General features: G+C 68.7%; 16 protein-coding genes and 4 pseudogenes. 14 read left to right on the top strand and 6 right to left on the bottom strand.

Annotated elements, in window-relative coordinates; genetic code table 11:
* Positions 1 to 36: 36 nt before the first annotated feature.
* From IE262_RS26215 to IE262_RS26250, 9 genes and pseudogenes are all read left to right on the top strand, one after another.
* A pseudogene (locus IE262_RS26215) lies at positions 37 to 345 on the top strand (hypothetical protein); the annotation flags it as partial.
* A gap of 122 nt (positions 346 to 467) precedes the next feature.
* Positions 468 to 1,700 carry an ATP-grasp domain-containing protein gene (locus IE262_RS26220; RefSeq protein WP_189877177.1) on the top strand — a complete coding sequence of 411 codons (1,233 nt, stop codon included), beginning with the start codon at positions 468 to 470 and terminating at the stop codon, positions 1,698 to 1,700.
* A complete protein-coding gene (locus tag IE262_RS26225) occupies positions 1,697 to 2,329 on the top strand; it encodes an MFS transporter (protein WP_189877077.1) in 633 nt (210 codons plus the stop codon). Before IE262_RS26220 ends, IE262_RS26225 begins: the two co-directional genes overlap by 4 nt.
* Positions 2,326 to 2,952 (top strand): annotated as a pseudogene (locus tag IE262_RS26230) (HAD family hydrolase); the annotation flags it as partial. The gene IE262_RS26225 and the pseudogene IE262_RS26230, both read left to right, overlap by 4 nt.
* A 98-nt stretch (positions 2,953 to 3,050) precedes the next feature.
* Positions 3,051 to 3,311 (top strand): annotated as a pseudogene (locus IE262_RS40595) (DUF317 domain-containing protein); the annotation flags it as partial.
* A 9-nt stretch (positions 3,312 to 3,320) separates the two neighbouring features.
* Positions 3,321 to 3,923 carry an SPDY domain-containing protein gene (locus IE262_RS26235; RefSeq protein ID WP_373305145.1) on the top strand — a complete coding sequence of 201 codons (603 nt, stop codon included), beginning with the start codon at positions 3,321 to 3,323 and terminating at the stop codon, positions 3,921 to 3,923.
* Positions 3,924 to 3,964: 41 nt separating this feature from the next.
* The gene (locus IE262_RS26240; RefSeq protein WP_189877080.1) at positions 3,965 to 4,459 is read left to right on the top strand and encodes a hypothetical protein; all 495 of its coding nucleotides are present in this window, start codon (positions 3,965 to 3,967) and stop codon (positions 4,457 to 4,459) included.
* A gap of 24 nt (positions 4,460 to 4,483) precedes the next feature.
* Complete coding sequence (locus tag IE262_RS26245; RefSeq protein ID WP_189877082.1) at positions 4,484 to 4,993, top strand: hypothetical protein; 510 nt, start codon at positions 4,484 to 4,486, stop codon at positions 4,991 to 4,993.
* A gap of 116 nt (positions 4,994 to 5,109) precedes the next feature.
* Positions 5,110 to 6,075 carry a SpaA isopeptide-forming pilin-related protein gene (locus IE262_RS26250; protein ID WP_229877484.1) on the top strand — a complete coding sequence of 322 codons (966 nt, stop codon included), beginning with the start codon at positions 5,110 to 5,112 and terminating at the stop codon, positions 6,073 to 6,075.
* 240 nt (positions 6,076 to 6,315) lie between these two features.
* Here the strand turns inward: IE262_RS26250 and IE262_RS40230 are convergent, their stop codons facing one another.
* The 3 genes from IE262_RS40230 to IE262_RS40240 form a co-directional block, all read right to left on the bottom strand.
* Positions 6,316 to 6,804 carry a sugar nucleotide-binding protein gene (locus IE262_RS40230; protein WP_268249582.1) on the bottom strand — a complete coding sequence of 163 codons (489 nt, stop codon included), beginning with the start codon at positions 6,802 to 6,804 and terminating at the stop codon, positions 6,316 to 6,318.
* Positions 6,717 to 7,169 carry an NAD-dependent epimerase/dehydratase family protein gene (locus tag IE262_RS40235; protein WP_268249580.1) on the bottom strand — a complete coding sequence of 151 codons (453 nt, stop codon included), beginning with the start codon at positions 7,167 to 7,169 and terminating at the stop codon, positions 6,717 to 6,719. The genes IE262_RS40230 and IE262_RS40235 overlap by 88 nt, the downstream gene beginning before the upstream one ends.
* A 62-nt stretch (positions 7,170 to 7,231) precedes the next feature.
* Positions 7,232 to 7,789: a DUF6233 domain-containing protein gene (locus IE262_RS40240; protein WP_268249583.1), complete on the bottom strand. Its 558-nt coding sequence runs from the start codon at positions 7,787 to 7,789 to the stop codon at positions 7,232 to 7,234.
* Between the two features lie 571 nt (positions 7,790 to 8,360).
* Here IE262_RS40240 and IE262_RS26270 point away from each other — a divergent pair.
* Positions 8,361 to 8,549, top strand: coding sequence for a hypothetical protein (locus tag IE262_RS26270; protein WP_189877088.1), 189 nt, complete (start codon positions 8,361 to 8,363; stop codon positions 8,547 to 8,549).
* Here the strand turns inward: IE262_RS26270 and IE262_RS26275 are convergent.
* The 3 genes from IE262_RS26275 to IE262_RS40600 form a co-directional block, all read right to left on the bottom strand.
* Complete coding sequence (locus IE262_RS26275) at positions 8,532 to 9,485, bottom strand: IS481 family transposase (RefSeq protein WP_189877090.1); 954 nt, start codon at positions 9,483 to 9,485, stop codon at positions 8,532 to 8,534. The genes IE262_RS26270 and IE262_RS26275 overlap by 18 nt on opposite strands.
* A 117-nt stretch (positions 9,486 to 9,602) precedes the next feature.
* Positions 9,603 to 10,205, bottom strand: a complete 603-nt coding sequence (locus IE262_RS26280) for a transposase family protein (RefSeq protein ID WP_189877092.1) — start codon at positions 10,203 to 10,205, stop codon at positions 9,603 to 9,605.
* Positions 10,206 to 10,403: 198 nt separating this feature from the next.
* Positions 10,404 to 11,300: a helix-turn-helix domain-containing protein gene (locus IE262_RS40600; RefSeq protein ID WP_189877094.1), complete on the bottom strand. Its 897-nt coding sequence runs from the start codon at positions 11,298 to 11,300 to the stop codon at positions 10,404 to 10,406.
* Positions 11,301 to 11,520: 220 nt separating this feature from the next.
* On the opposite strand from IE262_RS40600, the gene IE262_RS26290 reads away from it, so the two are divergent.
* The 4 genes and pseudogenes from IE262_RS26290 to IE262_RS40610 all read left to right on the top strand — a co-directional run.
* A complete protein-coding gene (locus IE262_RS26290; RefSeq protein WP_189877096.1) occupies positions 11,521 to 11,952 on the top strand; it encodes a hypothetical protein in 432 nt (143 codons plus the stop codon).
* 46 nt (positions 11,953 to 11,998) lie between these two features.
* Positions 11,999 to 12,556 carry a DUF2690 domain-containing protein gene (locus IE262_RS26295; RefSeq protein ID WP_189877098.1) on the top strand — a complete coding sequence of 186 codons (558 nt, stop codon included), beginning with the start codon at positions 11,999 to 12,001 and terminating at the stop codon, positions 12,554 to 12,556.
* 91 nt (positions 12,557 to 12,647) lie between these two features.
* Positions 12,648 to 13,193: a transposase gene (locus tag IE262_RS40605; protein ID WP_373305139.1), complete on the top strand. Its 546-nt coding sequence runs from the start codon at positions 12,648 to 12,650 to the stop codon at positions 13,191 to 13,193.
* 108 nt (positions 13,194 to 13,301) lie between these two features.
* Positions 13,302 to 13,697, top strand: a pseudogene (locus tag IE262_RS40610) (transposase); the annotation flags it as partial.
* Positions 13,698 to 13,713 lie beyond the last annotated feature (16 nt).

The raw sequence follows: 13,713 nt of genomic DNA on the forward strand, positions 1-13,713 counted from the left end.
CGCTGCCGACCGCTCGTCCTCACGGAGACCGCCCCGATGCCCACGCCCCACGCCTGCGCCCACCAGACCCCCGGGCCGGTAACCCGTCCGTCGCACCGTGCGGGATCGAGGCCCACGATCACGGACCGCTTCCTCGCCTTTGACGCCCAGCACCCATACGTCTACCGGGCGTTGGAACGCCTGACAGCCCAGCGGCTGGCCTCCGGAGCCACCCGCATCGGGCTCAAGGCCCTCTTCGAAGACCTGCGCTGGCAGCTGCCCGAGGGCATCCGCGGCCTCAACAACAACTTCACCGCCCTGTACGCACGGAAGCTGATCGCCGATCACCCCCACTGGGCGACGTCGACGAACGCCCTGACCCGCCCGGGAGCCCAGCTCTCGACCGTCTTCTCTCTTCCCCCTGTTTGGAGCCCTGCTTGCCCTCTCGTACCGGTAACCCGGTCGTCCTGATCGTTGCCGCCGCGGACATGGAGGCCGAGGCGTACCGCGGCTTTTGCCTACGGAACATCGCCGCTCACTACGACGTGGTCTTGATCACCAGCGTCGAACCGACGTGGGAGCGCGCCTTCATCACCGACTGGGAAGTCGCCGACCCCACGGACCAGGCCGCCCTGACCACGGCCGGCCAGGCGTTGGCCGCTCGCCACCAGCTGGCCGGGATTACGACCTGGACCGAGTGGTACCTCGTTCCCGTCGCGCGCCTCGCCCGCCGGCTCGGCCTGCCGGCCAACCCTCCCGAGGTGATGCAGGGCTGCCGCAACAAGGCCACCGCACGCGCTCTCTTCGCCCGCCACGGCGTTCCCTCGGCCGCATCCGCCCGGGGCCGCACCGTTGAGGAGGCCGCGCAGGCCGCAGCACGGATCAGCTACCCGGTGGTCCTCAAACCCGCCGCGCATGCAGCCAGCATCGGCGTGATCCGCGTCAACACTCCCGGCGAACTGCCCTCCGCGTACGCGATCGCCGCCCAGGCGGCAGGACGTGGCGTGGAGAGCAACGAGGTCCTGGTCGAGGAGTACCTCGACGGGGACGAGGTGAGCGTCGAGTGCGCCACCTTCCAGGGCCAGACCACGGTCGTCGCCGTCACCCGCAAGACCGTCGGCCTGGAGCCCTACTTCGAGGAACTCGCCCACACGGTGGACGCGGCCGACCCGCTGCTGGCCACCGTGGCCCCGGCCGCCGAAGCCGCGATCGCCGCGCTGGGCATCACAGACGGGATCAGCCACGTCGAAATGCGCCTGGTCGACGGCCGCTCGCGGCTGATCGAGGTCAACGCGCGCCTCGCCGGCGACCTGATCGGCCACCTCGTTCACCTCGCCACCGGCGTCGACCTCGCCCGTGCCGCCGCCGACATCGCCTGCTCACGTGCCCCCGACCTGACCCCCACCCGCCGCGAGGCTGCCGCCATCCGGTTCATCTACCCCGCCTACTCGGGCCTGCTCACCGCCTGCCGACTCACCGACGGCTTTGCCGAGCAGGCCGAGGGACTGGAGCAGGTCCGCTTCCAGCGGCAGGTGGGCGAGCATCTGGTGCTGCCGCAGGACGGCGGCGATCTGTTCACCGCCCGAATCGGGTTCCTGATGACCACCGGGTCGACCGCCGCCGTCGCTCAGGCGCGCGGCCAGGAGGCGTACCGCCACCTGAATGTTCAGATCATCCCCGCTGAGCAGATGGATGAGGCTGGAGAGGGTCTCGCCGCGTGAGCGACACCGTGGCGACCGAGCTGGTGCGCAGCCGCCGTCTGCTGATCGGGTACTTCGCCGGTCTCGGTGCCCTGATGGCCGTGTGGGGCGCGCGCATGCCCGCCGTCCAAAAGAGTGCTGGCTTGAGCACCGCCGAGCTCCCTCTGGTCCTGCTGGCCGCCGCCCTCGGCATGGTCGCCGTCCACCTGCACAGCCTCGACGCGACGACCGCGACCAGCGCGGCAGCGTTCGCCCTCTACAGCGCAGTCATGGCCGCCGGACGACTCGTCGGCGACCGGCTCACCACCCGCTACGGCGCCCCCGCCCTCGTGCGCACCGGCGCCGCCCTGGCCGCACTCGGCCTCGCCACCGGCCTGGCCAGCTCCACCATCGCCTTCGCACTTGCCGGGTGGACGGCCTTCGGCCTGGGCCTGTCGGTCACGATCCCCAGTCTGATCACCGCCGCCGGCGCCGGCGGCCCCCGCGCGGTCGCCACCGTCGCGGTCACCGGCTACGTCGGCCTGCTCGCCGGACCCGCCCTCATCGGCGCCCTCGCCACCACCACCCTGTCGATGGCGCTGCTGCCCGCCCTCCTCGCAGCCGCAGTCGCCGCCCTGTCCCGCAAAGCCGTGGAGACCCCCGCCCCTTGACCAGCACTTCCCTTACGCAGACCCGCGCGGACGCCGTGATCATCGACTACAACGGTGTTCTGGGCCGACAGCCCACCTCCGCCATGTGGACCCGCCTCGCCGACCTCGCCGAGTGGCCCAGCGGGCAAGTGGCCTCCTTCCAGGACGCCTTCTGGGCACCCCGGGAGGCGTACGACGCCGGAGAACTCAGCGATCTCGCCTACTGGGCCAAGGTCCTCGGTCACCACCCCGGCGCACGGTGGCTGCGCACCCTGCGCACAGCCGACACCGCCATGTGGATCCGCACCGACGACCGCGTCCTCGACATCCTGCGCCGCGCCCGCGCCGCGGGGCTGCCCATGGTGCTGCTCTCCAACGCCCCGCACTTCCTGAGCGATGCCCTTGATGCCACCGACTGGCGGCGCGAGCTGATGACCGACGCCCTGTACTCGGCCCGCCTGGGCCTGTGCAAGCCCGACCCGGTCGCCTACGAACACGCCCTCGCGGCCACCGGCATCGCCGATCCCGGACGCGTGCTGTTCGTCGACGATCGCGACGACAACTGCCAGGCCGCCGCCGAGCTGGGCCTGCGCACCCTGCACTACACCGGCCAACCATCCGACATGGCCGAGCGTTGCTTTCCGCCGGCCCGGCCTCCATGCGCCCGCCAGCAGCTCCGCGCGGCACGAGCCGCTGATCTCGTTTTCCCTTGCTCGACACCACCGCTGACCCCAGGACCCTTGTGCCCGATACCGAAGAGATCGACGGCGACGTCTTCGTCTCTCCCCGCTACCTCGCCGGCAGCACCGCCATCGGCGACCCCGCGCTCGAGCCGCTCCTCGCGCTCGGCTTCGACCTGCGTAACGATGACCTCGGCAACGCCTACGTCACCGCGCCCGACCACCGCATCCGACTCGGGTTCCTGCCCGAGGGAGACGACGACGGACTGTGGCGGATCAACGCCTACCGCGACCGCTTCGGCCCGCCCGCATGGGGCGTGAGCTTCAACGACATGGCACCCACCGAGTTCGTCACCGCCTTTACCACCGCCCTCGCCCAGGCATACACAGCCGGCCCTGACGTCTATCTCGCCCCGCCCGACCTGAAGGACCCTGAGCTCGGCGCCTTCGACGCTGTTGTCCCGTTGATCAAGAACGGCTGGCAGTTCCAGCACCCGCGCTGGGGCGTGATGGAACTGAAGCCCCTCGACGGGATGGCCACCTGCGAATACACCACCGGCCGCCTCGACCCGGAGAAGGAACTGACCACCCTTCAGGCCCGCTGGCACTTGTGGGGAGGGCCGAAGAGCGGCCACGCCCGCTGGTACGCCACCGCCTCCACCCACACGCCGACCGCCCTGGTCAAGGCCATCACTCAGAGCGTGGCCGACCCGGCACCGCTGCCGCGCTGGAAGGATGGCATGCTGCCCTGGCTGCGCGAGTCCGCACAGCTCACCCCCGTCACGCCACCCGCACCGCCGGTTCCCACGCCCCTCGACGTCCAGCGCGCCGCCGCCCGCCGCCCGCCGGCCCTTGGGACCCGCAGCGTTCCGCGCTGGAGCACCACCACGGAAGTCACGGCTCCCACCTCAGCCCGTACCAGCCCACGCCGCTGAACCGGCCTCTCCTGCCCCGCACGTCATAAGGCAACCCGTAAGTGTCCCTGCACGCCCAGCAGTTCTTCACCAAGCACCTCACGCTCCCGTTCACCGAGAGCACCGTCGTCGGCAACACCTACTACGCCACCCCGCTGCCCAACTCCGTACTGCGGCTGCGGATCGACTTCTCGCGCACCATCCGCGAAAACGAGTACGACGGTCTGCGTCTTGCCGTCGTCCACCCCGAGAAGGGGGACGTCGACGCCGTGGTCCTCACTTTCGAAGAGCACGACACCTTCGCACGGCGCGACGCCGCACGTGAAGTCCAACCCGGCCACAGCGGCTACGCCCGCATCCTCGACCTGCGCCACCACAACCGCCAGCCGCCGTGGAGCGGTGCGGACGTCGGCCAACTGCGGGCCGCGATCGAGCAGTACACGCAGGTCTGGTTCCCCGGAGCCTGGACGACCACCGCGCGCTCCCGGCCGGCGGCCCGTACGGCGCGCAACATCCCCACAGCCCCGGCCAGCCCCACAGCAACCCGAACACGCTGACCTGCTCCCCGAACACGGAGACCCATGCCCCCGCCCCGCTGGCTGTCCCTCCGGCGACGGCCGCAACCCGAGGCCACCCGCACCGTCGAACCCGATTCCCGTACCCCGCCGGGACCGCAGGGCCCATGGCTCGCGGACCCGGACTTCTCCGCCCGGCTGCATTCCGCCACGCTGACCCTGCTCGACTTGGTCGAGGACGTCATGCACGACGACTTCACGATGACCGAGGCCATCGACGGCTTCCGCTACCACGCCGCTGACCTTCTCAACATTCCCGACCAGTACGGCATACTCGTCGAAGCCGAGGCAGCCGCCCAGATCGTCCAAGCCGCCGGCCTGCCCGCCGGCCCGCTCTTCGGCCCCACCATCGCCCAGTGCCTGGCCCGCATCGAGACACTGTCCATCGAAGACCAGGAAAAGCTCGTACGAGCAGCGGCCCGCCGCTACGCGACCACCACGCCGTCACGCCGCCCGGCACGAACACGTCAAGTACCGGCTGCCCCAGCGGTCCAGCCTCGGCGCCTTACCCGCTGACCGGCCTCACCCTTCAACCGACGGGCAGCCCCGCCCGCGTCCTACTCAGGAGAGTCCCCTTCTTGCACACCCGCTCTGCCCGCCGTCTTCCTGCCGCAGCCGTCAGCCTCGCCGCCGTGGCCGGCACTGTGTCCCTGGCTCCGACCGCCGCGGCACAGACCTCCGAGCCGACCCCGTCCACCTCCATTGTCCCGCTGAGCGCGGCTGAGACAGGCGGGGTCACCATCCTGAAGAAAGATCCCGGAGGAGACGCCCTCCCCGGTGCTTCGTTCACCCTGTTTGACTCCGAAGGCCAGCAGGCCGCCAGCGGCGAGACCAACGCCGACGGCCAACTGGCCTTCGAAGACCTCCCGCCGGGGGTCTACCGGCTCAAGGAGGTCTCCAGCGGCAGCCCGCTGCATGACGTCGTCGACGATCAGGACGTCATTGTCACCCCCGGCGCGGACACGCCGCTGATGATCACCGACCCCTTCAAGCCCGCCACGGTCACCCTGAAGGCCAGGGACAGCAAGAGCGGCAAGCTGCTGCCCGGATCCACTGTCAACATCGGCACCGGTGACACCACCGTTCTCACGCTCACCACCGGCGCAGGCGGCACCGCCTCCGCGAAGCTGCCAGTCAACAGCCGTACCGGCACCACCTTCTGGGTCAAGCAGACCAAGGCACCGGCCGGATACGAGCTCTACGAGCCCTCGAAGAGCTTCACCGCCAAGCCCGGCAGCCCGGTCACCGTAACCGTCACCAACGCCAAGACCACCAGCACAACACTGGCGCCCAGCTCCTCCGAGAGGCCGTCCGACAGGCCGACCACCGACGAGTCCACGTCGGACAAGCCGAACCCGGACCAGGGTGATAGCACGCCCCCGTCGTCCACGTTGCCGTCCGACACCGCGGTCGTCGCCAAGACTGCGACGAGCACTGCGGCCCCCGCCCGCAAGGGCACGCTCGCCCACACCGGCGCTGAGGCCACCCCACGGCTGCTCGGCGGCGCCGGCATCCTCCTCGCCGCCGGAGGAGGCGCCGTCTTCGTGGCACGGCGCCGCCGAGTCGACGACGACAGCGACGGCCCTTCCCCGGGCTGACACAACCTGCGAGCAGCTGCCATAAACCCCCGGAGTTCTCGCGATTCCGGGGGTTTCGCGTTTCCGATAAACGGGCTATCTGGTGGACGTCGCAGCACGGGCCAGAAGCCATTTGAGGATCACCGCTCGGTAGACGGCCGTTGCGTGGTCGAGGAGTTGCTCCTCATGCCGCTTCTGAAGGTTCGGCATGCCGCGAACGTCGAGATCGGAGACAGACAGGCCGCGGATTCTGCACAGACTTCACTCGCGTGAGCCGTGGATGCCGCGGCCGTCTCGCCGAAGGAACTCGCGGGCACCCCGCAGCTTGGTCCGCAAACGCTCCTGTGTGGCGCAGCCGTCGAGGCGAACATCGAGGGGGCCCGGCAGCGGCGTGTCGGCACGTCGCCCAGCAGGAAGCCGCGCGGCGTCCAGTCCATCGCGCCGGGCAATCAGCAGGCCGAGGTCGTACCGGCTGAGGGCGTCCGGTCCGGCTAGGTGGAACACGCCAGCCGCGTCGGACAACGCGAGCTCCAACAAGGCGGCGGCCAAGTCCTCGACGTGCACCGGGCAGCGGATGTCGTCGGTAAACAGGACGCCGTCACGTGTGCCAGCCGCAAGGGCGTGTACGGCGCGCTCGTGCACCGACCGGCCGTGCCCGATGATCAGTGAGGTGCGTGCCACGGTGGCGCTTGGCACGAGGAGTCGCACGGCCGTCTCGGCAGCGGCCTTCGCTGCGCCGTACGGGGTGATCGGGTCCGGAACGCATGTCTCGTCGTAGTGGACGCGAGCCGGAGAACACGGCGTCGCATGGAGACATGCACCAGGCGGCACCCTTGCTCCGAGGCGGCCATCGCCACGCGGACCGCGCCGTCTGCGGTGACCGCCCAGTCGGACTTGCCGCTCGATGCGTTGATGACGACCGGAGCAGCCACGTCGCTGATCACCCTGGCGACCCGCGCGGGGTCTCGGACGTCGAGGGCATGCCACGTGGCCTGCAGGGCGGCGTCGGAGCGGGTGGTGGCGAACGTCGCGGCGGTCTCGTGTCCCGCCGCCGTGGCCAGGCGGACCAACTCGGTACCAAGGAAACCGCTGCCGCCTATGATCAGAACCCTCATAGATCGACATGTTATGGGGCGGCGCAGCAGCCTCGGTGCCGTGTCCCGTTATCGCCGTCGGGTTACCCGTAGCCCTTGCCCAACTCCAAGGCGGGAATGAGTATTTCGGCTGCCGCGCACTCGTGGCACGCTGTGGCGCCGGGCCGCATCAGCGCGTCGAGCGCCTCCATCGCGCCCAGTTCCTTGCCCCCGTCCGTCGCGCTGCGGCACACGGAGTCGTGAACGACCATGCCTCCACGACCTGTGGATCGGGCTGCGCCACCCAACCCAGAAGGCTTCGGCGGCGGAAGAGCCGCAAGGCCCCGATGCGTCGGGACCACCGACAAGTCCACACCCTCGATGGGCCGGAGCTGCTTATCCGTGACCCACACCGAGTACTCGGCAGCCTCCACGCCCTCCTCCGTTGCTACCCACGAGGGCACGCCAATGCGATACCTCCAAGGGTGCAGCCCGGTCGTCTGCAACCTCTCATAGAGGCGGACTCGCACGGTCTGTTCTCTGGGCGCCTGCTGCCGTTCGACAAGACCCGGATCTTCCCCTACGCCTACCGGCACACCTACGCCCAGCGGTACGCGGATGCTGGCGTGGCCCCGGATGCGCTCAAAGAGCTCATGGACCATACGGACCTCAAGGTCACGCAGAACTACTACCGGGTCAGCCAGGAGCGGCGCCGTGAGGCCGTGGACCGAGTGGTCGCCCTGCAGTTCGACCGAAACGGCAACCGGGTCTGGCGCAAGGCCCAGTCGCTGCTGGACTCTGAGCACGTCAGGCGCGCGAACGGCGAGGTCAGCGTCCCGTACGGCGTGTGCCAGGAGCCGTCGAATGTCGCGGCCTGCGGCCAGAGCTGCCCCATCCGGTTCCGCTGTGTGGGCTGCGACCACTTCCGCACCGACGTCTCCTACCTGCCCGATCTTCAGGCATACCTCGCCGACCTGCTGCGCAGCCGCGAGCGGCTGATGTCCACCTTCGACGCGGACGGCTGGGCACGCAGCGAGGCCATGCCCTCGGATGAGGAAATCCGCCGGGTGCGACGTCTGATCGCCCGGTCAAGGCCGACCTCGGCGACCTCAGCGTGGAAGAACAGGCACAGATCGAGGAAGCCGTCGCCGTGGTCCGCCGCGGCCGGACCGTACTGCTCGGCATGCCCCGGATCGGCCAGCCCCTTCCCGACGTCTGTCCCCGGAGGACGGCATGAGCACGATGCACCAAGGCCGCCAAGACGGCACCGACCGCCGACGCCAGCGGGTGACCAACGCACTCAAGGCCGCCGCCCAGATCGGTGGGCCCATCAGCGTCTCCGGCATCGCCCGACAAGCCGGGGTGGACCGCACCTTCCTCTACCGCCACCGGGACCTGCTCGCCCTAGGTGTATTGCCCTGAGAGGTTCGGAACGCGGCTGGCGGGTGGTTGGCCTTTGAGCGCGGTGTGTCCGCGGTGGTGATTGTAGGTGTGCAGCCAGCCGGGGAATGCCTCGCGTCGTTCCTGTTCTGACCGGTAGGGCTTGGCGTAGGCCCACTCGTCGAGCAGAGTGCGGTTGAACCGTTCGACCTTGCCGTTCGTCTGCGGCCGGTAGGCGCGTGTGCGCTTGTGCGTGATGCCGGCCGCGGCCAGGGCATCGCGCCACAGGCGGGACTTGTAGCAGGAGCCGTTGTCGGTCAGGACGCGTTCGACGGTGATGCCGCAGGAGGTGAAGAACGCCTGTGCCCGCCCCCAGAAGGCGACGGCGGTCTCCTTCTTCTCGTCCGGGTGGATCTCGCTGTAGGCCAGGCGGGAGTGGTCGTCGACGGCGGTGTGGATGTAGCTGTAGCCGACGCCGGAGCGGGTCTTGCGGCCCGCTTGACGGCCGAGGACCTTGTGGCCGCCGCCGTTGGGGATGTTGCCGAGCTTCTTGATGTCGACGTGCACCAGCTCGCCGGGCCTGTCGCGTTCGTAGCGGCGTATGACCCGGCCGGTGGCCCGGTCCAGGTGCGTGAGGCGGGCCAGGCCGTAGCGGGTCAGCACGCGGTGCACCGTCGAGGGCACCAGCCGCAGCAGACCCGCGATGCGGGCCGGTCCCCACCGGCGCAGCACGCGCACCTTGATGATGCGCCGCTCGGTACGCGTCGGAATCCGCCGTGGGCCGGCGTGCGGGCGGCTGGAGCGGTCGGCCATGCCCGCCTCGCCGTGCTGCCGGTAGCGGTCGGCCCATCGCTTGGCGGTGCTCACGGAGACCTGGAAGCGTTCCGCGGCCCGCCGCAGGGGCCAGTCGTCCTCGACGACGCAGCGGGCAAGACGCAGACGGCCGGTCTCGGTCAGCGGTGCGTTACGGTGCGGCATGAGGGCCTTTCCGGTCGCCGGTGCAGAGATCGCAATCCACACCGAGCCAGAAGGCCCTCACCCATTTCAAGATCACACGTCAGTGATCGCTGTCACCAACCTCCGTGGACAGAACACCTAGGGCCTGTGTGATGTCGTGATCACTCGGCTGCTTGCAGGAGATCTCCGAGCCAGATCATCAAGGCGCGGAGTCGGGTCGGTGGCCCGTCCACAGCGCGGCTTGCCCCGGCGGGTCTCATCGATGCCCAGTACGTCGACCTCGGGCAGCGGGGCGTCGACGACCTCGCGTGCCGATGTGCGGAAGGCGCCCATCACCGTCGGCCAGGACAGATGCAGGTCGCGGGCGGCCTGGATGACCGTGGAGCCGGCATCGGGCACGCGGCGGCCGACCGCTACCCGCAGTCGCACGGTGATCCGCGCGCCGGCCGGTATCTGCGGGATCTGCTCGGTGAACGACCGGCGCGGGCAGCCGGGCTCCCGGCACCACCAGCGGCGCTTGTGCCAGCGGAAATCCAGCCCGCTCTCGCCGTACGGCAGATCGCGGGGCCGAGTCGTCGCGGAGCCCTTCACCCGCGTGGCGAACACCCCGCACTCGGGGCAGGCCCGCGCCTGCTCATCGGCGGTGATCAGGTGCACCCGGCGGGTGCCGTCCTCCAGCCGCTCCACCCGCGCGACGGCCAGGCCGTCCAGGCCGAGCAGCAACGTCGTATCGTTGTCCAAGCCCGTGGTTTCTGAATGATCGTTCTGCGTCGAGAACAGAAATGATCACTCATGGCCACGGGCATCCTGCTGTCAGGACCACCCCACTGCCCCTGCCCTCACGCAGTGTGACAGCCAGTCAGTCCACTCGGGACGACGCACCGCTCAAGTTCGAAGATCCGGCAAACGCCGGGGCCCTGCCGCGAGGGAAGTGCCGGGTCAGCCCCCCGAGGATGAGCTTGGTGATGCCACCGCAGTGGAGCCTTGCGGAGTGCACGTGGCCTGCTTCCCGGCTCTACTCGTCAGCGTGGCGCATGCCCGGGCTCTGGACGGGTCCGCCGCAGGCGTCATGGGGCTGAACGCGTCGACGCCGAAGCTGACCCGGCCGGTCTGAGGTGCTCCGTCGATCCCGTCCACGTGAACCTGATCACCGACCTTTGCCTGGAGTATGCGGCCCCAGGCGGCCTGGCACCTGGAGCTGTAGCGCAGCTCGATCAGTGTGTTGGATAGCCAGATGCTGGCTGCGGTGCGGGCGTCGTCTCCGCATCCCGCGAGCCGGGGGTCCTTTCCTTCGCACGTCTTGTGGCGGCATTCTGCCAACGACGTCGACTTTGGAGTTGCCAAGCCTGAAGGGCCGGCAGCTGGTTTCGCGCCGTCGCTCTTCTTGCTTCCTAAGTCCTCATTCCCGGCGTGAGTGACGGCCACGACCAACAGCACCACGCACATGAGAAGGGCGGCGCTTGCTGCGCCAAAGATGAGGTGCCACCGGGATAATCGCCGGTCGCGCGAAGGGGGCTCCGTTGCGCCGGTCACCTCGGCGGTCTGTGTTTTTTCTCTCCCGCCTCCGCGTGCTTGAGCGTGTGCCGCCCGCCGCCACAGTTCGAGCAGCGGAGCGACATGTTCGGGGCCGGCCACCTCCGCCATCGCGAGCACCGCCTGGCGTGGTGGAAACTTCTTTCCGTTGAGGTATCGCTCCCAAGCCGACTTGCTGTAGGCCGTCTGTGACGCGAGGGCGATGAGAGTCAGTTCCGTGACGTCTTTCAGGCTTCGCAACTCCTGGACCAAGTGCACTACCTCAGGTTCAAGATCACTTGGCAGCGTCTTCCAACGTGTCATGTCCCCAACTTTCCCAGGCGGGCCTGCGTCTCGCCAGCCTGCGGCGGGTGCGGTCCCCCAAGTTCCCCGTTCTCTGCCACGACCTGCCCTTGGGGGTGCCGTATCCCGCACTGTGAGGTGCAGCCCGGCGCGGTGGACCAGGCAGCCGGGGCCGACGGCCGGTGCCAGAAGCACGCGAGTCGGCCATGTCCGGGAAACGAAAGCCAGCAAGGAGGAAACGGTGAGTAAATTGGCCAGATGGTCCGGTGTCGCGCTCGCGGTAGTGATTCCGTTCGTAGCGACGGCAACGCCGGCTCACGCCGCCAACATGGGGCAGGGCATTTCCAGGGGGGAGACCCTCAGAAAGGGCGACTACCTACACAAAGAGTTCTCGGGATATGCCGTCGAACTCATCATGCAGAACGACGGAAACCTGGTTCTGAAGGCGACGAACGGTCACGTGTGCTGGGCGGCAGGGACAAACCCTGGTGGGAGCCGTGCCGTGTACCAGAAGGACGGCAACTTCGTCATCTACAACAGCAGCGGCCGAGCACTGTGGGCGAGCAATACGGTCGGCGAGACATGGGAGACCGGAACGTCCGTGAACATAGGCGTGCGTGGCGGGCTGTATGCGGGCTACAAGAAGGTTTCCGGCGACTGCTCTTGGCGTTGATTTGAAACAAGTGTCAGGAACAACAGAAGGGACAGGAAGGGAACACATGAATTCGATTGCCGAGCGGCAGCCGTGGATTCGGTGGGCGTGCGCGGTCGCCGCGGCCACGGCGCTGATGGTGACCGCTGGGCCGGCCGACGCCTCGCCTGCAACAGCGCAACCCGCGAAGGCCGAAACGCCCCGCTTGTCAACAGTTTCGACGATAGCAGCTGGGGCCGGCTGCGGCTCCGACTGCAATGAAACCGACCCCAGCGAACCAGTGTGGAGCAGCCGACTCGGACGGACTGTGACCTGCGCCAACGACGCCATCACTGCGCACCAGGTCGCCCTCAAGGAAGGGATCACCCTCCAGCTCCGTTACAGTCCGCTCTGTCGCACCGTCTGGGCCCGGTTTTGGGGCGGCAACCCCGGCTGGACATACGTGGTGTCGGTGTACTCAGATTCCTGGAACATTTCGTACCATGGGATGACCGAAGTTCCGGCCCCCGGCGGGACCTGGCGCAACTGGTCTGATCAGATGGACGACGCTGGCATCACGGCCAAGGCGTGCATCGGTTACGACTGGAACCGGCTCAACAACGTCGGATGCACCGGCTTCTACTGAGTAACAGCCACGATCAGGTCACAGGTGCGAGCCCGTGCCGCTGGAGCCTGTCGCCATCGTGGTTAGGACCTGTGTGATGTCGTGATCAATCTTGCCGATCCGGGTCCGTCTGGAAGGCGGATCCGGTAGTAAGACGATCGTGACGCGCAGGCAACTCACCGATGAGCAGTGGAAGTTGATCGAGCCGTTCCTGCCGATAGGCGAGTACGGCCCGTACCCCGAGCGGCTGCGGGATCAGTTTGAAGGGGTGATCTGGCGGTTCAGGACCGGCGCGCAGTGGCGTGAGATGCCGGGCGAGTTCGGGCCCTGGCCGACCGTCTACGGAGGCTTCCGGGTCTGGCGGAACGCCGGTGTTTTCACCGCCCTGCTGGAGGGCCTGATCGCCGAAGCCGCCCGCCAGGGCAAGACGGACTTGTCCCTGGTCAGCGTGGACTCCACGACCGTCCGTGCTCACCACGACGCCGCCGGGCTGATCGTCGGCAAGGACGTCATGGAGGCTCTCGAGGAAGCCTCCGCCGAGCAGGAAGAGGTCCGGCAAAAAGGGGTAGCGAGGCGGAACAGAACGGGCGGGACGCAGGAAACGAGCCTGAGCGGACCGAACGCCGACGCGTCCGCCGCCGACGCAGACTCAGCCTGAAGGAAGCCCTGCTCGGCAGGTCCCGCGGCGGACTGACCAGCAAGGTCCACCTCGCTGCCGACCGCTAGCGCCGGCCTCTGTCATTCGTCCTGACAGCCGGGCAGGCCGCGGACAGCCCCTCAGTTCGTCCCCGTGTTGAAGAAGATCCGGGTCCGTCTGCCGGTCGGCCGGTCCCTCACCCGGCCGGGCGCGGTCGCCGCGGACAAGACATCATCCCGCGCCAACCGCGCCCACCTGCGCAAACGCCGCATCAGAGCGGTCATCCCGGAGAAGAAGGACCAGGTGGCCAACCGCAAGAAGAAGGGCAGCCGGGGCGGTCGTCCCGTCGCCTTCGACGCCGGTCTTTACCGTGATCGCAACACGGTCGAGCGACTGATCAACCGGCTGAAGGACTGGCGCGGCATCGCCACACGTTTCGACAAGACGCCCGAGAGCTACCTCGCCGCCCTCGAACTCCGCGCCTCGATGATCTGGCACGGAGATCTCCTGCAAGCAGCCGAGTGATCACGACATCACACAG

The organism is Streptomyces bluensis (assembly GCF_014650715.1).
In the GTDB taxonomy this organism is placed as follows: Bacteria; Actinomycetota; Actinomycetes; order Streptomycetales; family Streptomycetaceae; genus Streptomyces; species Streptomyces bluensis.

Bases quoted from the DNA above. Each gene is read 5' to 3' on its own strand.
- IE262_RS26220 (WP_189877177.1), top strand. From the start codon at position 468: ATGGAGGCCGAGGCGTACCGCGGCTTTTGCCTACGGAACATCGCCGCT.
- IE262_RS40600 (WP_189877094.1), bottom strand. From the start codon at position 11,300: ATGACACGTTGGAAGACGCTGCCAAGTGATCTTGAACCTGAGGTAGTG.
- IE262_RS40235 (WP_268249580.1), bottom strand. From the start codon at position 7,169: ATGAGGGTTCTGATCATAGGCGGCAGCGGTTTCCTTGGTACCGAGTTG.
- IE262_RS26245 (WP_189877082.1), top strand. From the start codon at position 4,484: ATGCCCCCGCCCCGCTGGCTGTCCCTCCGGCGACGGCCGCAACCCGAG.
- IE262_RS26270 (WP_189877088.1), top strand. From the start codon at position 8,361: ATGAGCACGATGCACCAAGGCCGCCAAGACGGCACCGACCGCCGACGC.
- IE262_RS40240 (WP_268249583.1), bottom strand. From the start codon at position 7,789: ATGGTCCATGAGCTCTTTGAGCGCATCCGGGGCCACGCCAGCATCCGC.
- IE262_RS26275 (WP_189877090.1), bottom strand. From the start codon at position 9,485: ATGCCGCACCGTAACGCACCGCTGACCGAGACCGGCCGTCTGCGTCTT.
- IE262_RS26295 (WP_189877098.1), top strand. From the start codon at position 11,999: ATGAATTCGATTGCCGAGCGGCAGCCGTGGATTCGGTGGGCGTGCGCG.
- IE262_RS26235 (WP_373305145.1), top strand. From the start codon at position 3,321: ATGGCACCCACCGAGTTCGTCACCGCCTTTACCACCGCCCTCGCCCAG.